26 protein-coding genes and 1 tRNA gene are annotated in these 18151 nt (G+C 59.8%); 16 read left to right on the top strand and 11 right to left on the bottom strand.

Annotation, left to right across the window (positions count from 1 at the left end; all coding sequences use genetic code 11):
* Positions 1-3 precede the first annotated feature (3 nt).
* From LVS58_RS07140 to LVS58_RS07125, 4 genes are all read left to right on the top strand, one after another.
* Entirely contained in the window at positions 4-1026 is a 1023-nt protein-coding gene (locus LVS58_RS07140; RefSeq protein WP_233690457.1) for a LacI family DNA-binding transcriptional regulator, read from the top strand.
* A gap of 15 nt (positions 1027-1041) precedes the next feature.
* Positions 1042-1950, top strand: coding sequence for a ribokinase (rbsK, locus tag LVS58_RS07135; protein ID WP_233690456.1), 909 nt, complete (start codon positions 1042-1044; stop codon positions 1948-1950).
* Positions 1947-2345, top strand: coding sequence for a D-ribose pyranase (gene rbsD, locus LVS58_RS07130; protein ID WP_233690455.1), 399 nt, complete (start codon positions 1947-1949; stop codon positions 2343-2345). The genes rbsK and rbsD overlap by 4 nt, the downstream gene beginning before the upstream one ends.
* Before the next feature lie 65 nt (positions 2346-2410).
* Entirely contained in the window at positions 2411-3412 is a 1002-nt protein-coding gene (locus LVS58_RS07125) for a nucleoside hydrolase (protein ID WP_233690454.1), read from the top strand.
* On the opposite strand, the gene LVS58_RS07120 is transcribed toward LVS58_RS07125, so the two are convergent.
* Positions 3384-3596 carry a hypothetical protein gene (locus LVS58_RS07120; protein WP_003250649.1) on the bottom strand — a complete coding sequence of 71 codons (213 nt, stop codon included), beginning with the start codon at positions 3594-3596 and terminating at the stop codon, positions 3384-3386. The two genes, LVS58_RS07125 and LVS58_RS07120, sit on opposite strands and share 29 nt — an antisense overlap.
* A 275-nt stretch (positions 3597-3871) precedes the next feature.
* Between LVS58_RS07120 and LVS58_RS07115 the strand changes: the two genes are divergently transcribed.
* Positions 3872-4192 (top strand): I78 family peptidase inhibitor, encoded by a 321-nt coding sequence (locus tag LVS58_RS07115; RefSeq protein ID WP_233690453.1) that lies wholly within the window; start codon positions 3872-3874, stop codon positions 4190-4192.
* Between the two features lie 200 nt (positions 4193-4392).
* Here the strand turns inward: LVS58_RS07115 and LVS58_RS07110 are convergent, their stop codons facing one another.
* Both LVS58_RS07110 and LVS58_RS07105 read right to left on the bottom strand, forming a co-directional pair.
* Positions 4393-4605 (bottom strand): cold-shock protein, encoded by a 213-nt coding sequence (locus LVS58_RS07110; RefSeq protein ID WP_012313861.1) that lies wholly within the window; start codon positions 4603-4605, stop codon positions 4393-4395.
* Between the two features lie 162 nt (positions 4606-4767).
* Positions 4768-5073 carry a hypothetical protein gene (locus LVS58_RS07105; RefSeq protein WP_233690452.1) on the bottom strand — a complete coding sequence of 102 codons (306 nt, stop codon included), beginning with the start codon at positions 5071-5073 and terminating at the stop codon, positions 4768-4770.
* Positions 5074-5411: 338 nt separating this feature from the next.
* Here LVS58_RS07105 and thrS point away from each other — a divergent pair, with 338 nt between their 5' ends.
* From thrS to LVS58_RS07060, 9 genes are all read left to right on the top strand, one after another.
* Entirely contained in the window at positions 5412-7334 is a 1923-nt protein-coding gene (gene thrS, locus LVS58_RS07100; protein ID WP_233690451.1) for a threonine--tRNA ligase, read from the top strand.
* Entirely contained in the window at positions 7334-7885 is a 552-nt protein-coding gene (gene infC / locus LVS58_RS07095; RefSeq protein ID WP_012052879.1) for a translation initiation factor IF-3, read from the top strand. The genes thrS and infC overlap by 1 nt, the downstream gene beginning before the upstream one ends.
* 60 nt (positions 7886-7945) lie before the next feature.
* Positions 7946-8140, top strand: a complete 195-nt coding sequence (rpmI, locus tag LVS58_RS07090; protein ID WP_003250667.1) for a 50S ribosomal protein L35 — start codon at positions 7946-7948, stop codon at positions 8138-8140.
* A 27-nt stretch (positions 8141-8167) separates the two neighbouring features.
* On the top strand, positions 8168-8524 hold the full coding sequence (rplT, locus tag LVS58_RS07085; protein WP_003250671.1) for a 50S ribosomal protein L20: 357 nt from the start codon (positions 8168-8170) through the stop codon (positions 8522-8524).
* Between the two features lie 109 nt (positions 8525-8633).
* The gene (gene pheS, locus LVS58_RS07080) at positions 8634-9650 is read left to right on the top strand and encodes a phenylalanine--tRNA ligase subunit alpha (protein ID WP_003250674.1); all 1017 of its coding nucleotides are present in this window, start codon (positions 8634-8636) and stop codon (positions 9648-9650) included.
* A gap of 31 nt (positions 9651-9681) precedes the next feature.
* Entirely contained in the window at positions 9682-12063 is a 2382-nt protein-coding gene (gene pheT / locus LVS58_RS07075) for a phenylalanine--tRNA ligase subunit beta (protein ID WP_233690450.1), read from the top strand.
* Between the two features lie 4 nt (positions 12064-12067).
* Positions 12068-12370, top strand: a complete 303-nt coding sequence (gene ihfA, locus LVS58_RS07070; protein ID WP_003250679.1) for an integration host factor subunit alpha — start codon at positions 12068-12070, stop codon at positions 12368-12370.
* Positions 12351-12707, top strand: a complete 357-nt coding sequence (locus LVS58_RS07065; RefSeq protein ID WP_003250681.1) for a MerR family transcriptional regulator — start codon at positions 12351-12353, stop codon at positions 12705-12707. The genes ihfA and LVS58_RS07065 overlap by 20 nt, the downstream gene beginning before the upstream one ends.
* 114 nt (positions 12708-12821) lie before the next feature.
* Positions 12822-12898: transfer RNA gene (locus LVS58_RS07060), tRNA-Pro, on the top strand.
* Between the two features lie 89 nt (positions 12899-12987).
* Here LVS58_RS07060 and LVS58_RS07055 read toward each other — a convergent pair.
* The 8 genes from LVS58_RS07055 to LVS58_RS07020 all read right to left on the bottom strand — a co-directional run bounded on the left by LVS58_RS07055 (position 12988) and on the right by LVS58_RS07020 (position 16966).
* Positions 12988-14094 (bottom strand): phage integrase Arm DNA-binding domain-containing protein, encoded by a 1107-nt coding sequence (locus tag LVS58_RS07055; protein ID WP_233690449.1) that lies wholly within the window; start codon positions 14092-14094, stop codon positions 12988-12990.
* Positions 14094-14306, bottom strand: a complete 213-nt coding sequence (locus tag LVS58_RS07050) for a hypothetical protein (RefSeq protein WP_021782767.1) — start codon at positions 14304-14306, stop codon at positions 14094-14096. The genes LVS58_RS07055 and LVS58_RS07050 overlap by 1 nt, the downstream gene beginning before the upstream one ends.
* 37 nt (positions 14307-14343) lie before the next feature.
* Positions 14344-14895 (bottom strand): hypothetical protein, encoded by a 552-nt coding sequence (locus LVS58_RS07045; RefSeq protein ID WP_191472320.1) that lies wholly within the window; start codon positions 14893-14895, stop codon positions 14344-14346.
* Positions 14896-15004: 109 nt separating this feature from the next.
* Positions 15005-15262, bottom strand: a complete 258-nt coding sequence (locus LVS58_RS07040) for a hypothetical protein (protein ID WP_233690448.1) — start codon at positions 15260-15262, stop codon at positions 15005-15007.
* Positions 15263-15305: 43 nt separating this feature from the next.
* The gene (locus LVS58_RS07035) at positions 15306-15731 is read right to left on the bottom strand and encodes a DUF2591 domain-containing protein (RefSeq protein WP_233690447.1); all 426 of its coding nucleotides are present in this window, start codon (positions 15729-15731) and stop codon (positions 15306-15308) included.
* Complete coding sequence (locus LVS58_RS07030) at positions 15728-15937, bottom strand: hypothetical protein (protein ID WP_233690446.1); 210 nt, start codon at positions 15935-15937, stop codon at positions 15728-15730. Before LVS58_RS07030 ends, LVS58_RS07035 begins: the two co-directional genes overlap by 4 nt.
* Positions 15934-16263 carry a hypothetical protein gene (locus LVS58_RS07025; RefSeq protein ID WP_233690445.1) on the bottom strand — a complete coding sequence of 110 codons (330 nt, stop codon included), beginning with the start codon at positions 16261-16263 and terminating at the stop codon, positions 15934-15936. Before LVS58_RS07025 ends, LVS58_RS07030 begins: the two co-directional genes overlap by 4 nt.
* Before the next feature lie 79 nt (positions 16264-16342).
* Positions 16343-16966 carry a hypothetical protein gene (locus LVS58_RS07020; protein ID WP_325175975.1) on the bottom strand — a complete coding sequence of 208 codons (624 nt, stop codon included), beginning with the start codon at positions 16964-16966 and terminating at the stop codon, positions 16343-16345.
* 142 nt (positions 16967-17108) lie between these two features.
* Here LVS58_RS07020 and LVS58_RS07015 point away from each other — a divergent pair, with 142 nt between their 5' ends.
* Both LVS58_RS07015 and LVS58_RS07010 read left to right on the top strand, forming a co-directional pair.
* Positions 17109-17747 carry a hypothetical protein gene (locus LVS58_RS07015; protein WP_233690443.1) on the top strand — a complete coding sequence of 213 codons (639 nt, stop codon included), beginning with the start codon at positions 17109-17111 and terminating at the stop codon, positions 17745-17747.
* An 8-nt stretch (positions 17748-17755) separates the two neighbouring features.
* Positions 17756-18019 carry a hypothetical protein gene (locus LVS58_RS07010; RefSeq protein WP_233690442.1) on the top strand — a complete coding sequence of 88 codons (264 nt, stop codon included), beginning with the start codon at positions 17756-17758 and terminating at the stop codon, positions 18017-18019.
* Positions 18020-18151 lie beyond the last annotated feature (132 nt).

Genomic DNA, 18151 nt, shown 5'->3' with positions numbered 1-18151 from the left:
ACTATGGCAACCATCAAAGACGTCGCGGCACTGGCGGGTATTTCCTACACCACCGTGTCCCATGTACTCAACAAGACCCGTCCGGTCAGCGAACAGGTGCGGCTGAAGGTGGAAGCCGCCATTATCGAGTTGGATTACGTGCCCAGTGCGGTGGCGCGCTCGCTGAAGGCGCGCAGTACGGCCACCATCGGTCTGTTGGTGCCCAACAGCGTCAACCCGTACTTCGCCGAGCTGGCGCGGGGTATCGAAGACGCCTGCGAGCGCAACGGCTATTGCGTGATCCTGTGCAACTCCGATGACAACCCGCAGAAGCAGCGCAGCTACCTGCGCGTGCTGCTGGAAAAACGTATTGACGGCCTGGTTGTGGCCTCGGTGGGCCAGGACGACGACCTGCTGCAAAGCCTGGCCAGTGTGCGCACGCCCATGGTCATCGTCGACCGTGAACTGGAAGGCGTCGATGCCGACCTGGTGCGCATTGATCACGAGCAGGGGGCGTACCTGGCCACCCGGCATCTGTTGGAGCTTGGCCATCGCGACGTCGCCTATATCGGCGGCCCCGCCGAAACCGGGGTTACCCAGCTACGCTTGAGCGGCTTCCGCCGTGCCATGGCCGAAGCCGGTGCACCTGTGCTGGGCAGCCGCGTTCTGCACTGCGACTTCACCAGCCTGGGTGGCCATGCAGCGGCGGCGCAGGTGCTGGAAGGCAAGCGGCCCTCGGCGATTTTTGCCGGCAACGACATGATCGGTTTTGGTGTGCTGCGCGCTGCAGCCGAACGCAATATCAGCATACCCGGCGAGCTGTCGGTGATCGGCTTCGACGACATCGAACTGAGCCGCTACGTGTACCCACCACTGACCACGGTGGGCCAGTCGATCCGCGAGCTGGGCGAAAGCGCTGCTTCGATGCTGCTGACGCGTATCGCTACGCCCCGGCAAGGCGCGGCGGAGCAGCGCATTGTCGCTCCGCGTATCGTCTTGCGTGAGTCCACCGGGCCGCGCCCGGACCTGTTCAATGATTACCGCTAACGCTAAGGAAACGTCATGAATGCCAAGGTTGTGGTGGTCGGCAGCCTCAACATGGACCTGGTGGTCCGCGCCCAGCGCCTGCCACGGGCCGGCGAAACACTCCCCGGCGATAGCTTTTTCACGGTTCCGGGCGGCAAGGGTGCCAACCAGGCGGTGGCGGTGGCGCGGCTGGGGGGCAGCGTGGCGATGATTGGCAATGTCGGGGATGATGATTACGGTCGGCAACTGCACCGGGCCTTGTATGTCGAGGGCATCGACTGCCAGGGGGTCAGCACCTGCCCGGGCACGTCAAGCGGTGTGGCGCTGATCACGGTGGATGCTGCCAGCCAGAACTGTATTGTCATCATTCCCGGCGCCAACGGCCTGCTGACGCCGCAGTCGGTGTTGCGCTTTGACGCGCTGCTGCAGGCTGCCGAGGTGGTCATCTGCCAGCTGGAAGTGCCCACTGACACTGTGGGTTGCACACTGGCCAGGGCGCGTGAACTGGGCAAGCAGGTCATCCTGAACCCGGCGCCTGCTACCGGCCCCTTGCCTGCGGACTGGTTTGCGCATATCGATTACCTTACCCCTAACGAAAGCGAGGCCGAAGCCTTGACCGGTGTGGCGGTGACCGACCAGGACAGTGCCCGGCGCGCAGGCGAGCGCTTGCTGCAACTGGGGGCAGGCAAAGTGATCATCACCTTGGGTGCGCAAGGTGCCTTGCTGGTTACTGCCCAAGGGCACCAGCACTATCCGGCGCCGCGCGTGCAACCGCTGGACACCACCGCTGCCGGCGATACCTTCATTGGTGGCTTTGCTGCCGGCCTGGTGCGTGGGCTGGAGGAGGGGGAGGCGATTGCCTTTGGCCAGCGTGCGGCAGCATTGTCGGTTACCCGTGCCGGTGCCCAGCCGTCGATTCCCTATCTGGCGGAGCTGACGCCATGAAGAAAACCCCGTTGTTGAACGTTGCCCTGTCGCGGGTCATTGCCGGCATGGGGCATGGCGATATCCTGGTGATCGGCGATGCCGGGCTGCCGGTTCCGCCGGGTGTGGAACTTATCGACCTGGCCATTACGCCTGGCCTGCCGGATTTCGCCAGCGTGCTGCGGGTAGTGCTGAGCGAATTGCAGGTTGAGCGGCACGTGCTGGCCGAGGAGATGCAGAAAGTGGTGCCACCCGCGCTGGTCGAAATCGAGCGGCTGAAGGGCAAGCTGGGCAAGCGCGAATGGCTGACCCATGAGGATTTCAAGGTGCTGTCGCGCACTGCCCGTGCGGTGGTGCGTACAGGCGAGTGCCAGCCTTACAGCAACATCGCCCTCATCTCCGGCGTTACCTTCTAGCTGCTCGCGCACATGCACGCCGCGGCGTACGCGCGGTTGATTCATAGGCAACAGGAGTGCCACCCATGCTCAAGTCCCTGCTACAAGGAATCGCCTTCATGGCCACAGCCTCCACCCTCCAGGCCGCACCCATCGACCTGATCATCGACACCGACCCCGGCGCCGACGACGTGGTTGCGCTGTTCCTGGCCATGGCTTCGCCCGACGAACTCAATATTCGCGCCATCACCACCGTGGCCGGCAACGTGCGCCTGGATAAAACCTCGCGCAATGCCCGCCTGGCCCGCGAATGGGCGGGGCGCGAAGACATTCCGGTTTATGCCGGTGCCGGCCGCCCGTTGGTGCGCACGCCGATCTACGCCGCCGACGTTCATGGCGAAGAAGGTCTTACCGGCGTACAGGTACACGAGCCGAAAGCGCCCTTGGCCCAGGGCAATGCCGTGCAATACCTGGTCGATACCCTCGGCACAGCCAAACCGCACAGCATCACCGTCGCCATGCTCGGCCCGCAGACCAACCTGGCCCTGGCGCTGATCCAGCGCCCGGATATTGCCAAAGGCATCAAGGAGGTCGTGGTCATGGGCGGTGCCCATTTCAACGGCGGTAATATCACCCCGGCGGCGGAGTTCAACCTCTACGCCGACCCGCACGCCGCCGAAGTGGTGCTGGCCAGCGGCGTGCAGCTGACCTACCTGCCGCTGGACGTCACGCACAAACTGTTGACCAGTGACGCCCGCCTGAAACAGCTGGCAGCCGTGAACAACCAGGCCAGCAAGCGTGTGGTGGATATCCTCAATGCCTACATCACCCACGATATGGACGTGTATGGCATGCCTGGCGGCCCTGTGCACGACGCCAGTGTCATCGCCTACCTGTTAAAGCCCGAGCTGTTCAGTGGCCGGCGCATCCACATGAGCATCGACAGCCGCGAAGGGCCCACTTTCGGCCAGACAATAGCGGACTGGTACGGTGTGCTCAAACAGCCGGCGAATGTGCTGTGGCTAGAGCAGGGTGATGCCCAGGGGCTGTTCGACCTGCTCAGTGCCCGTCTGGCGCGATTGGAATAGCCGCGTGCGGCGCGTAGCGCTCGAATACCTGATCGATGAAGCTGCGTGCTGCCTCGGCACCGTTGTCGCGCACCAACAGGTCGATGGCGATCAACAGCAATTCTTCCGGTGTGCCAGGGCTGTACGCGCTCTGGCCCTCGGCCCATTTGACCTTGATATCGGCATCGATGCTGTGGGTGCTCATGAAAAGCTCTCGCTGGGGGCCCGGAACGAAGGGGGAACACCTGACCCTGGTGTTCGATGGAGGCGGGATGCGCTCCACTTCTTGCAGCAAATCATGGCTTTGCGCCGGTGACCGTGCGAGCTAAGCATATGGCAAACGCAGCGTGTTATGCAAAATCCGGTCACGAATTGCTTTTCGCCTCGCCGCTGCAGTTCAGGCAGACTTGACCGGTTTTGCAACAAATGATGAGCGGAGCTGTCGGATCAGGCAGTTCCCGGACCGATTTAGGAGGCTTCATGTTCCGTACCCGTGCTTACCTGGCAACTCTGGCTGTGGCTGCTGTCCTGGCGGGTTGCAGCACTGGTGGCAATGCTGATGGTGGTGCTGCCCCGGCCGCGCCAGCGGGCAACGATGGTCGCTGCGAAGCCAGTGGGGCCGACTTTGCCATGGGCAAGCAGGCCAGCGCCGAATTGCTGGAGCAGGCACGCAAGGCCAGCGGCTCGCAGATGGCGCGCATTCTCAAGCCGCACGATGTGGTCACCCTGGAGTACCGCTCCGAGCGCCTGAACCTGAATGTGGACGAGCAGGGCAAGGTAACCCGCGTCAACTGCGGTTGATGCACGCGGGGCAACTGCCTTGCGCAAAATGTGAAAAGCCTGCGCAGTCGCCTTGTAGGAGCGGGTCCACCGCGAACACAGGCGAAGCCCGTGCCATTCACCCTAAAGTCTGTTTCGCAGGCAATTGCGCCCCACTCAGATCATGCAGTCGCCCATAAAAAAACCCGCCACAAGGGCGGGTTTTTTTACAGCTATCCGAATTACTCCGGACGAACCTGTGCAGCCTGCATGCCCTTCTGGCCTTTTTCGGCTACGAAGGAAACAGTCTGGCCTTCTTTCAGGCTCTTGAAGCCGTCGGATTCGATGGCCTTGAAGTGTACGAACAGGTCGTCGCCGCCGCCTGCTGGGGTGATGAAGCCGTAGCCTTTCTCATCATTGAACCATTTGACGGTGCCTTGTTGGCGATTGGACATGGGTGAATCTCCAGAACATTTAGTTTTTTCAGTGGTGCAATGCGGCCGAGGCTACGGAGCACGGGATACATCATAGTCTAATTCTGCGCATCTAGCGCCTTTTACCTTCGCAGGATATTGATCCAGCTCAAAGAATGGCTGGTCATCACCGGCTTTAAGGTTTCAGCTCTTCGGTGCACAGGCTTGTTTCACCACCGACTGCGCCTTCTGCATCAGCTTGGCGTCAACGCCGTCCTTGCTGTCGAGGTCGGCAATCTCGGCGTCGGTGAAATTCTTTTTGATGGCTTGCGCGCCGCAGTCGCAGTGTTTTTTCGCGGCGGCAGCGTTAACGCCCTGGCCGCTGGCCACTTGCGTGCACTGGGTCATGTAGCCGGCCTCCTTCCCAGGGGGAAAGTTGCCGGCATTCGCAGCCACGGGCAGCAGCAGGGCGCCAGCGGCTGCCAGGGCCAGAAGAGACGGAACTCGCATCACCAGTTACTCCTTGGGTTAAGGTCTCATCAAGAGTAGGTTGCTTCCCAAAATCTGAGCGGTATTTTTCCGCGTTAGTTCACCGCTGTGGTGCAATTTCCAAATATTTCTGCCTGGGGTGCAACCCGCGTGCTAGCATGCTCGGCTTGCGGTCGCGCTGTTGCCGGCTGCAGCTATCTTTTTTCTTTCCAGTCACTCTGGTTCGTCCCTGACAAGCCGAAAGGCTTCTGCCACTGTGGGGCAGGCTTCCTTTTCCCGGAAGGCAGGTCGGATCTTGTACTGGCTCATCCCAACCCACGTGACCTTTGGTAGGGGTCACCACTAGGAGAGGAGGCGCCATGCCCGTTATTACTCTTCCCGATGGCAGTCAACGTTCGTTCGATCACGCCGTATCCGTAGCCGAAGTGGCCGCTTCCATCGGCGCTGGCCTGGCCAAGGCCACCGTAGCCGGCAAGGTCGACGGCAAGCTGGTCGATGCGTGCGACCTGATCAGCAACGACGCCACCCTGCAGATCATCACCCCTAAAGATGAAGAGGGACTGGAGATCATCCGTCACTCGTGCGCCCACTTGGTTGGCCACGCCGTGAAGCAGTTGTACCCGACCGCCAAGATGGTGATCGGCCCGGTCATTGACGAAGGCTTCTATTACGACATCGCCTACGAGCGCCCCTTCACCCCAGAAGACATGGCCGCCATCGAAAAGCGCATGATGGAGCTGATCGAAAAAGACTACGACGTGGTCAAGAAAATGACCCCGCGCGCCGAAGTCATCGAGGTGTTCAAGGCCCGTGGCGAAGACTACAAGCTGCGTCTGGTCGAAGATATGCCGGATGAACAGGCCATGGGCCTGTACTACCACGAAGAATACGTCGACATGTGCCGTGGCCCGCACGTGCCGAACACCCGCTTCCTCAAGGCATTCAAGCTGACCAAGCTGTCCGGCGCCTACTGGCGCGGCGATGCCAAGAACGAGCAGCTGCAGCGCGTGTACGGCACGGCCTGGGCTGACAAGAAGCAGCTGGCTGCGTACATCCAGCGCATCGAAGAAGCCGAAAAACGCGACCACCGCAAGATCGGCAAGCAGCTCGACCTGTTCCACCTGCAGGAAGAAGCCCCGGGCATGGTGTTCTGGCACGCCAACGGCTGGACCGTCTACCAGGTACTCGAGCAGTACATGCGTGGCGTGCAGCGCGAAAACGGCTACCAGGAAATCAAGACCCCGCAAGTTGTCGACCGCATCCTGTGGGAGCGTTCCGGCCACTGGTCCAACTATGCCGAAAACATGTTCACCACTTCGTCGGAAAGCCGTGACTACGCGGTAAAGCCGATGAACTGCCCGTGCCACGTGCAGGTGTTCAACCAGGGCCTTAAAAGCTACCGCGACCTGCCGCTGCGTCTGGCCGAGTTCGGTGCCTGCCACCGTAACGAGCCGTCCGGCGCACTGCATGGCATCATGCGCGTGCGTGGCTTCGTACAGGACGATGCGCACATTTTCTGCACTGAAGATCAGGTGAAGAAAGAAGCCGCCGACTTCATCAAGCTGACCCTGGACGTGTACAAGGACTTCGGTTTCAGCGACATCGCCATGAAACTGTCCACCCGTCCGGCCAAGCGTGTCGGTTCCGAAGAGTTGTGGGACCGTGCCGAAACAGCGCTGGCCGACGCCCTGAACGAGTCCGGCCTTGAGTGGGAATACCAGCCGGGCGAGGGCGCCTTCTACGGCCCGAAAATCGAGTTTACCCTGCGCGACTGCCTCGGCCGTAACTGGCAGTGCGGTACCCTGCAGTACGACCCGAACCTGCCAGAGCGTCTGGATGCCAGCTATATCGCCGAAGATAACAGCCGAGTTCGTCCGGTCATGCTGCACCGCGCCATCCTCGGTTCGTTCGAGCGCTTCATCGGCATGCTGATCGAGCACTACGCTGGCGTGTTCCCGGCGTGGCTGGCCCCGACACAGGCGGTGATCATGAATATCACCGACAAGCAGGCCGATTTCGCCCTCGAGGTTGAGAAATCTCTGAACGGAAGCGGTTTCCGTGCCAAGTCGGACTTGAGAAATGAGAAGATCGGCTTTAAAATCCGCGAGCATACTTTGCTCAAGGTCCCGTTCCTTTTGGTTATAGGGGACCGCGAAGTCGAAACGCAAACCGTCGCTGTGCGTACTCGCGAAGGCGCAGACCTGGGCTCCATGCCCGTCGCCCAATTCGTTGAGCTGCTGACACAAGCGGTTTCCCGGCGTGGTCGCCAAGAATCGGAGTAATGACTATTAAGCGTGAAATGAGAAACGATAAGCGTGCTGTACCGAAGGCCCCGATCAACGAGAATATCTCGGCCCGCGAGGTTCGGTTAATTGGCGCAGACGGCGAGCAGGTTGGCATCGTCTCGATTGATGAAGCGCTGCGTATCGCTGATGAAGCGAAGCTGGACCTGGTAGAAATCTCTGCAGACGCGGTACCGCCCGTCTGCAAGGTCATGGACTACGGCAAGCACCTCTTCGAGAAGAAGAAGCAGGCTAACGAAGCCAAGAAAAACCAGAAGCAGATCCAGATCAAAGAAATCAAGTTTCGTCCAGGGACGGAGGATGGGGATTACCAGGTAAAACTACGCAACCTGGTACGTTTCCTTACCGATGGGGACAAGGCCAAGATCTCTCTGAGATTCCGTGGTCGTGAGATGGCCCACCAGGAGCTGGGCATGGAGCTGTTGAAGCGGGTCGAAGCCGACCTCGCCGAATACGGCACCGTTGAGCAGCATCCTAAGATGGAAGGACGCCAGCTTATGATGGTCATCGCCCCCAAGAAAAAGAAGTAATCTCCCGGGCACGGCAGGCCTGATGATTATGTGTAATTTTATCGAATGCGGAGTTCCAACATGCCAAAAATGAAAACCAAGAGCGGTGCTGCGAAGCGCTTCCTGAAGACAGCTTCGGGCTTCAAGCACAAGCACGCTTTCAAGAGCCACATCCTGACCAAAATGTCGACCAAGCGTAAGCGTCAACTGCGCGGTGCCAGCTTGCTGCACCCGTCCGACGTCGCAAAAGTCGAGCGCATGCTGCGCGTTCGTTAATTCTGGTTAAGATAGAGGAAGTTACTCATGGCTCGTGTTAAGCGCGGCGTTATCGCTCGTAAGCGTCACAAAAAAATTCTGAAACTGGCTAAAGGTTACTACGGTGCACGTTCGCGCGTATTCCGTGTAGCCAAGCAAGCGGTCATCAAGGCAGGCCAATACGCCTACCGCGACCGTCGCCAGAAGAAGCGTCAGTTCCGCGCACTGTGGATCGCTCGTATCAACGCCGGTGCCCGCACCAACGGTCTGTCCTACAGCCGTCTGATTGCTGGCCTGAAAAAGGCTTCGATCGAAATCGACCGTAAGGTTCTGGCTGATCTGGCAGTGAACGAAAAAGCGGCGTTTGCTGCGATTGTCGAGAAAGCTAAAGCCGTTCTGGCTTAAGTACCCGCGACAATCACCCGGCGGTGCTAGCGCTGCCGGGCATTGAACGTCATCGATAGGGGAAGAGCCTTCAAAGCTCTTCCCCTATTTTCGTATCTGGAGTCTGTACATGGAAAACCTGGATGCGCTGGTCTCCCAAGCCCTAGAGGCCGTGGAACGCGCTGAAGACATCAACGCCCTGGAACAGATCCGGGTTAATTATCTCGGCAAGAAGGGCGAGCTGACCCAGGTGATGAAGACCCTGGGCAACCTGCCAGCCGAAGAGCGGCCAAAAGTCGGCGCGCTGATCAACGACGCCAAAGAGCGCGTCACCGTTGTGCTCAATGCCCGCAAGGCTGCCTTTGAAGAAGCCGAGCTCAGCGCTCGCCTGGCTGCCGAATGCATTGACGTCACCCTGCCAGGCCGCGGCCAGGCCACCGGTGGCCTGCACCCGATCACCCGTACACTCGAGCGCATCGAGCAGTTCTTCACCCACATTGGCTACGGCATTGCCGAAGGCCCAGAGGTGGAAGACGACTACCACAACTTCGAAGCGCTCAACATCCCTGGCCACCACCCGGCGCGGGCGATGCACGACACCTTCTATTTCAATGCCAACATGCTGCTGCGTACCCACACCTCGCCGGTACAGGTGCGGACCATGGAGTCCACCCAGCCGCCCATCCGCATTGTGTGCCCGGGCCGCGTATACCGCTGCGACTCGGATATCACCCATTCGCCGATGTTCCACCAGGTCGAAGGCCTGCTGATCGATCGCGATATCAACTTCGCCGACCTCAAGGGCACCATCGAAGAATTCCTGCGCGTATTCTTCGAGAAAGAACTGGCGGTCCGTTTCCGCCCATCGTTCTTCCCCTTCACCGAGCCGTCTGCAGAAGTCGACATCCAGTGCGTGATGTGTTCCGGCAACGGCTGCCGCGTGTGCAAGCAAACCGGCTGGCTGGAAGTGATGGGCTGCGGCATGGTGCACCCGAACGTGTTGCGCATGTCCGGCATCGACCCAGAAGAGTTCCAGGGCTTTGCCTTCGGCATGGGGGCCGAGCGCCTGGCCATGCTGCGCTATGGCGTGAACGATTTGCGTCTGTTCTTCGACAACGACCTGCGGTTCCTAGCCCAGTTCCGCTAGGCCCAATCGACGCAACTTTCAGGAGAACAGCATGAAATTCAGTGAACAGTGGCTGCGCGGTTGGGTCAACCCGCAAGTCTCCCGTGACGAACTGGTCGCCCGCCTGTCCATGGCCGGCCTCGAAGTTGACAGCGTTACCCCTGCTGCCGGCCAGTTCAGCGGCATCGTCGTGGGCGAAATACTCGCCACCGAGCAACACCCGGACGCCGACAAGCTGCGCGTGTGCCAGGTAAGCAGCGGCCAGGAAACCTTCCAGGTGGTGTGCGGCGCCCCTAACGCCCGCCCAGGCATCAAGATCCCGTTCGCCATGATCGGTGCCGAACTGCCAGGCGACTTCAAGATCAAGAAGGCCAAGCTGCGCGGTGTCGAGTCCTTCGGCATGTTGTGCTCGGCTGCCGAACTGCAGATCAGCGAAGAAAACGACGGCCTGCTGGAACTGGCTGCCGACGCCCCGGTTGGCGAAGACATTCGCAAGTACCTGAGCCTGGATGATGCCAGCATCGAAATCGGCCTGACCCCGAACCGCGGCGACTGCCTGTCCATCGCCGGCCTGGCCCGCGACGTCAGCGCCCTGTACGACACCCCGGTCACCCGCCCGGTGGTGCCAGCCGTAGCGGCCGCCCATGACGAAGTGCGCCCGGTTGAAGTCAGCGCCCCGGCTGCCTGCCCTCGCTACCTGGGCCGCGTTATCCGTAACGTCGACCTGAGCAAGCCAACCCCACTGTGGATGGTCGAACGCCTGCGCCGCAGCGACGTACGCAGCATCGACGCCGCCGTCGACATCACCAACTACGTGATGCTCGAACTCGGCCAGCCGATGCACGCCTTCGACCTGGCAGAAATCAACGGCGGCATCCGCGTGCGCATGGCCGAAGAAGGCGAAAAGCTCGTCCTGCTCGACGGCCAGGAAGTTGCCCTGCGTGCCGACACCCTGGTCATCGCCGACCACACCCGCGCCTTGGCCATCGCCGGCGTCATGGGTGGCGAGCACAGCGGTGTTAACACCGAAAAAACTCGTGACCTGTTCCTGGAAAGCGCCTTCTTCGAGCCGATTTCCGTCGCCGGTAAAGCCCGTTCCTACGGCCTGCACACCGATGCCTCGCACCGCTACGAGCGTGGCGTCGACTCGCAACTGGCCCGCGAAGCCATGGAGCGCGCCACCCAGCTGCTGCTAGACATCGTCGGCGGCGAAGCCGGCCCTGTGGTCGAAGCGGTTAGCGAACAGCACCTGCCACAAGTCGCCCCGGTCACCCTGCGCGCCGAACGCATCACCCAGATGCTTGGTATGGAAATGGACCCGGCTCAGGTCGAGCAGCTGCTCAACGCCCTGGAGCTGACCACGACCAAGAGCGGGGAAGGGCAGTGGACCGTCAGCGTGCCAAGCCACCGTTTCGACATCAGCCTGGAAGTGGACCTGATCGAAGAGCTGGCCCGCCTGTACGGCTACAACAACCTGCCGGTTCGTTACCCGCAAGCCCGCCTGGCCCCGCAAGGCAAGCCGGAAACCCGCGGTGACCTGCCGACCCTGCGCCGCCTGCTGGTTGCCCGCGGCTACCAGGAAGCCATCACCTACAGCTTCATCGACCCGAAACTATTCGAACTGTTCAGCCCGGGCGTAGAGCCGCTGCTGCTGGCCAACCCCATCTCCAGCGACATGGCCGCCATGCGCGCGTCCCTGTGGCCAGGCCTGGTCAAGGCACTGCAGCACAACCTGAACCGCCAGCAAGACCGCGTGCGCCTGTTCGAAAGCGGCCTGCGCTTCGTCGGCCAATTGGGTGACCTGCAGCAACAGCCAATGATTGCCGGCGTCATCACCGGCAGCCGCCTGCCAGAAGGATGGGCCAACGGCCGCGACGGCGTCGACTTCTTCGACGTCAAGGCCGACGTCGAAGCCCTGCTGGGCTACTCCGGCGCCCTGAGCGACTTCACCTTCAGCGCCGGCAAACATCCAGCCTTGCACCCGGGCCAGACCGCCGTCATCGAGCGCGACAGCAAGCTGGTCGGCTACCTCGGCGCTATCCATCCGGAGCTTGGCAAAGCCCTGGGCCTGGACCGCCCGGTGTTCCTGTTCGAGCTGGTGCTGGGCGACGTGGTCGAAGGCCGCCTGCCAAAATTCAGCGAGCTCTCCAAGTTCCCGGAAACCCGTCGTGACCTGGCTTTGATCGCAGGACGTGATGTTGCTTCTAGCGCGGTGCTTGAATTAATTCGTGACAATGCAGGCGAATGGCTCACAGACCTCAGGCTGTTTGATGTGTACCAAGGTAAAGGCATTGATCCTGATAGAAAAAGCCTTGCCGTTGGCTTGACCTGGCAGCATCCATCGCGCACTCTTAACGACGATGAGGTGAACACTACCCTGCAAAACATCCTCACCTCGCTCGAACAAAGGTTGAACACCACGTTAAGGAAATAACGGCATGGGTGCTCTGACGAAAGCTGAGATGGCCGAAAGGCTGTACGAGGAGCTGGGGCTTAACAAGCGTGAGGCCAAGGAGCTGGTCGAGCTGTTTTTCGAAGAAATTCGGCACGCACTTGAAGAGAACGAGCAGGTCAAGCTGTCCGGTTTCGGCAACTTCGACCTTCGCGACAAACGCCAGCGGCCGGGCCGCAACCCCAAGACTGGGGAAGAGATCCCGATCACCGCACGGCGCGTCGTCACCTTTCGTCCAGGGCAGAAGTTGAAGGCCCGGGTTGAGGCCTATGCTGGAACCAAGCCATAACGACGAACTGCCCCCCATACCGGGCAAACGCTACTTCACCATTGGTGAAGTGAGCGAGTTGTGTGCCGTAAAGCCACATGTGCTGCGGTATTGGGAGCAGGAGTTCGACCAGCTGAACCCTGTGAAGCGACGGGGGAACCGGCGGTATTACCAGCGCCAGGATGTGCTGATGATCCGCCAGATTCGTGCGTTGCTGTATGATCAGGGGTTCACCATTGGCGGGGCGCGGTTGAGGCTCTCCAGTGATGAGGCTAAAGATGAATCCAGCCAGTACAAGCAGTTGATTCGGCAGATGATTGTTGAGTTGGAGGATGTGCTGGTGGTTTTGAAGAAGTAAACCGGGTTTCTGTTGAGTGGAAAATTTTTTGAGAAAAAGCTTCCATTTATCAGAGGGTTAGGGTACATTCTTCAACGTTCTCGGCAATATTGAGAACATGCTTCAAAGCCCAGTCGGGGCGTAGCGCAGCCCGGTAGCGCACTTGCATGGGGTGCAAGGGGTCGAGTGTTCGAATCACTCCGTCCCGACCATTATTCCTGAGTAAAATCAGACACTTAAGCCGGTTAGCTCAACCGGCTTTTTTGTGCGCGCGCAAAACATGCGCAAAATAGGCGCAAAACTACCTGGCGAATTCGCCAATATCCAGGTCTGCTTCGACCTCGGACCAAACCACATCTTCGTGGCCTTTCTGATAGTTTCTGGTCATCCCTTCCGTGGTATGACCTGCGATCTTCTGACTGTCCTTGCCAGCTCGCTTGTAGAGATAAAGGGAAAGGGCGCGCACTTCATGAAACCCCGGCATCTCCTCTTCTTTGAGATCGCTATAGCAGCCGGCGGTATCCCTCGCATCCTTGAAGGCCCGAGTGAGAAATCTCTCGTCAACCTTCGTCCAATGATCCTTCCCTTCGCGTTTCTTCTTCCGCTCCGGGCGGCGGTGGACCAGGTAAGGAGACAGGATGTCGTCCCGACAGCGAGTGAGCACCTCGCTCAGTTGGTCGGTGACTTTTATCTTCAGCCAGCCAGCATCCGAAGCTTTCTCCGTCTTGTTCTGCACGACATACAGATAGCCATCGCGCACATCTTCGAACTTCATGTCGAGGATGTCGCCGCGCCGTTGCGCGGTAATTAACGCAAGATCGATGGCGTTTTGCAGCCAGCGCGGGGACTTATCGCGAATTGCTTTAAGGCCTTCTACAGTGTGCCGCTTGCGCTGCTTCTTCTCAATTTTTGGAATCGTGTTGGCCGCAGGGTTATCCGGGCACAGGCCTTTTGCGGCGGCATGGTTGAACAGATCGATCAGGATTGCGCGAGCTTGGTTGCTTGCCCTCGGGGTTAGCGGCTCAAGAAACTCGGCAATCATTCTGATGGTGATCTGGTCTATAGGCCGTTCGCTGAACGTGACCCTAATCTGCTTAAACCTGACCGCATACAGATCTAGCGTTGCCTTTGCGAGCTCCCGAGGGGGGAGCACATCGCGCTCATAAGTGATTAGGAATTCGCCCAAGGTCACGGTGCTCTCGCCAAGAACTTCTGCCACCAAGTCTCCCCCGCGTAGGAATGCGGTGTTGAGCTGCGCGGCTGCATCTATGGCTCGACCGCGGTCTGAGCCGAACTGAAACCACTTCCCATCGGTGGGGCGCCGATATCGATAGGTGCCCCGCCGAGCGTCGAAGTAGAGGTTCATGGGCAGGCCTTTATTGGCCTTGTTCCTTGGTCGAGGAACCATCACGCGACTCCTTTAAGCACCATATCAACCAGGTTGTTGCCGGTGGTTCGTTGGTAGGCGGCCCAGTCAACGTACCAAATGTTGCCTATCCGCTCGCCTGGGATCTTGCGGTTCCGGATGTGATTGCGAATTGCCTGTGAGCATAGCGGCGTGCCGTTCTCACCCCATTTCCGACGCTGAAATTCGCTGATCTTGATCAGTTCTTTCTTCATTGTGGTCTCCACGCCGCCGGTGGCGGCAGGTTGGTGGTTAGGCCAGCAGAACGTCGCGCACGACTTCCCAGAGTCGGGCTGCGGGCCATTGGTAACGGTCGAAGTCGGTGTCCGGCTGGACGCCGTAGCGGCAGGTGGAGTGGGCTCCGCGCGGGTATTCGTCGCGCTTCTGCATGATGGTGGCGACTCGGCCGTCGCCGCCTGGCTCGGTGCGGTGATAGTCATATGCGCCTGTCCGGTACTCGCCGCCCGCGTAAATCAGGTCGGTGCCTTGGTGAACCATGTCGGCCCGGCCATCTGGCGTCCAAGGTCGGCCGCCGCCCTGCTGGCGCTTGCCCTCATGCAGGTACATCACGAACTCGCCTTCGGCATGACGCAGAGGCTCATAGCGGTGGTTGATCTGTTCGCCGGTAAGCACCCGCGAGACGAAACTGAAGCGGTGATCGTGGATTGCCGAGTGCTCGAAGCAGCTACGGCGGGGCAGCTCTGGGTGCCAAACGTGCAGGCGCTGCTCGCCCTGCAGCTGCACCTGGACGAATCCCAGGCCGTGGAGCGTGATCTTGTCTGTCATCACATCGTCAATGATCATGGCAATAGCTCTCCATGCCCGCGCATGTCGGCGGGCTTGAGTAGTTGGGGAAGGGTTAGCGTTGGCGGTCGAAGAAGTTGCCGGCCTTGCGCTGGAAGGTCAGGTGAGCTCATTGGCGGGCTGCGTTCCCTGCCTGGACGAGTGAGGTGGCGTCGGTTGAGTAGCCGGCATGCAGGACTTCGTCACCTGCTGCACTGCTGAGTACGATCATGGCTGCCAGCGGCTCGCGCTCTACCTCGTTGCCCTCGATGTGCTGGGCGATTTCGCGGAACCAGTCGGCCAGCCGTTTGCGCTCGGCTTGGTTGGCCATCACCTGGTTGTTTTGGGCCCGGCGCTTCAGCGGAAACCTGAAGACTTCTGCGCTCATCGCGGCCCCCTGTAGATCAGGTGGGCCATGTAGGCGAGGGCGATCATGGCATCAGCTCCTTCGGCACCTGGACGGTATCGCCGAGGTTTGCGGCGACGACGGCCCGGCAGGCGGCAATTAGGGCTGTGCCGCCTGAATGCCAGAACGGCCTTCCGTCATCAGGTCGAGCCTGCCATCCAATCTCGTTGTTTGTGTCTATGACCGGCGGCGGCGACAGGTCTACGCGGAGCCGGTCAATAATCGGCCCACCCAGCGCCCAGTCTTCCCAGGGGTTGTAGCGCTTGGTGTGCTCGGTCACCGTGTAGCTGTAGCGAGCGAACACCCGCCATGGGTTGCCGTACTCTGGTGGGGCCAGGAACACGTCCAGACCCTCCGCCTTGCCGACAGCCCACCCCAGCGCCTCGCTGGAGAGGTCTGCCGTCTTCACTTCTTCAAGATGGTGATAAAAAGCGTTCACTAGTTGGCTCAAAGGTGATACCTCTCATCAATCCAGCGCCCAGGCGCCAGAGCGGGTGTAGGTTCGGGTTGTGTTTCGTGCGGGGAGAGCTGGCGCTCGTTGCCGGCCTGGACCTGGCAGACCTTGGTCTCGCGACCGACGAACATGCCCACGCAGAAAACCTGCACCAAGGTGAAGGCGCCGACGATGGCGCCCATGACGACCAGATGGCGCTTCATGGCTTCGACTCGCGGCGAGCCCACCAGCACACAGGGCCGTCGTCGGTGTCGTGAATGGCCAGGCAGAACCAGCCATCGCCATCTGGCTTGCTGGGTTCCCAGTAGCCGCAATGCGGCTCATCGGATGCGAAGTACCGATCAGCGATCTCCTCCGGTGCGTCGGTCTCCAGGTGGAACATGACGAGCTGCAGGCCCTGCTGAGCGACCCAGGCCTTGCACTTCTCGCCGTCGCCCTCGTCGAAGTCGGGCAGGTCGGGATGCTGGAACATTCCGTACTCATCGCGCTCAACCGGCTGCGGCTGGATCAGCTTGATTTCTTCAGGCATGAAGATTCCTTGGCCGCCATATCGCGGCAGTGAATAGAGGGGAGAGGGGTTACAGCGAAAAGAGTACGGAAGTACTCCTTCAGGGTTCGTCGTACTCAGCCGGGGGCGTGTGCACGACGCCGATTAACTTCGGGTCGTGGGCTGGCGGGCTCGGCTCTACGCTGGCGGATAGGGCCGCACGGGCTATGCGGCTCATGTGCGTTGCGTGGTAGTTGATGCTGTCTCCAGGAATGCTGGCGATTTTACGCAGCAGCGCATTCCGCTCGGCCAGCTTTTGCTCAGCCATTCTCTGCATCATCACCGCCGCCGTTTTATCCTGATTTGCACGTTTGACCTCAGCGCGCAGCCGCTCAACCTCGACGGTATCGAACATCGGCCCGAACGGCGTGATGGTCTTGCCGCTAGCCGCCGCATCCCTCTCTGCCTCTTCTTTGGTCCACCAGAAGGCAGTACCAACCATCCAGGCTATTGGCTCGGGGTGGGGCTGCGGGGCTGGCGCAGCTGCAAGGTGGTGCCAGCTCTCGATCTCGAACTCTGCTGGTCGCAGGCCAAGGCGGGTGCCGTCCTCCATTACCGCTGTGACGGCGCCGTGGCTATTCGTCCACACGGGATAGGTTTGACCTGACTTAGCCACTGGCGCATCGCCCTTGATGTAGGAGAGCCCGATGCCAGGCATTGGGTCGGCGTTGACGGTCTTCAACATCCGGACCGTGCGCGGCACTCGATCGCCGAAAGGGTAGCTGCTGCTGCGCTTGTGGAGTGCGGGACAATCGATTGTAGTTTCTGTGGGCATTGAGTACGTCTCGCGGCTATAGTTGAAACTCGTTAATCTGAGGCAAACTAGAGTGAAATTGGACTTTGTATATGGTGTGGGTTGCACCCTGTTATTTGCTGTCGGTGTGCTGATCTCGCCTGTTCTGATTAAAGGTGACTCCAGTGCTTTCTTTAACGCAATCGGCTCTATCGCTAATGTTGCAACGGCAATAGTTGCATTTGCTGCATTGAGAGCGTGGAAGCCGCAATTTCGGCAAGCAAAGGTCTCGGCCGCCTTGGATGAGCTTGCAGTTGCTGCAGATGAGCTTAAGGTTATCAAAAGTCATCTGTCTGATATGTATAATTATTACAGGTCAAAGTTTGGTAAAGATGATAGGGGGTTGCTTGCAGAGCATGAGGGCAAATTCCTTGAGTCAGGTAGTCAATGGCATGAAGCCTATGCTCGCTATTCCCAGGCGTTGAAAACTGTTCGTATATACTTGTCCGGTCGCCAAGAGGCCGAGCGGCTCGACTCTCTTGAGGATATAATGAGGATTTATTTGATAGAGAATGTTGGCTTTCTGAATGTTGTTGATAGCAATCCCCCAGGGTCTGCCGAGGTCGGGCTGCGACTTGGCGAGATGAGCGTAAAGCTCCAGGGGGCGCTAGCAGATATTAATGAAGCAATTCTGGAATTAAGAAAAAGTGCTGCCTCGTTCAAATTAAGGTAATCACCTTTTTGAAAGGTGAAGGCGCCGCAGTTGGCGCGCATTGTTCTGCTGAGCTATCAATTCATGGTCGACTCGACCTGATGGAGGTCGCCATGACACTGAAAAGCGATACCGAGGCCCTTGCCTCGATAGAGGAAGAGGCAGAAGCGATGCTGAAAAAGATCGGGTTGCCGGATGACCACCTCAAGAAGGACATGGTCATCTGCCTGCGGCAGATCATTGCGATTGCGCGCTACCGGAAAGGCCTGGGCGCCAACCCTGTCATTGAATAGGGGAGGGCGCTGGCGGGCAGCGCAGGAGGGTCAGGCTCGATTCAGGAATTCCTGGCACCTGCAGTTGAGGTTCGAGCAGTGGCTTTGGCCAACCCAGTCAGGCATTCGGTCGCCTTTATATCGCACCTGCGT

The organism is Pseudomonas sp. JR33AA, assembly GCF_021378985.1.
GTDB lineage: Bacteria > Pseudomonadota > Gammaproteobacteria > Pseudomonadales > Pseudomonadaceae > Aquipseudomonas > Aquipseudomonas alloputida.
The sequence above is the reverse complement of the archived record's forward strand: the minus strand, read 5'-3'. Positions and strand labels throughout refer to the sequence as shown.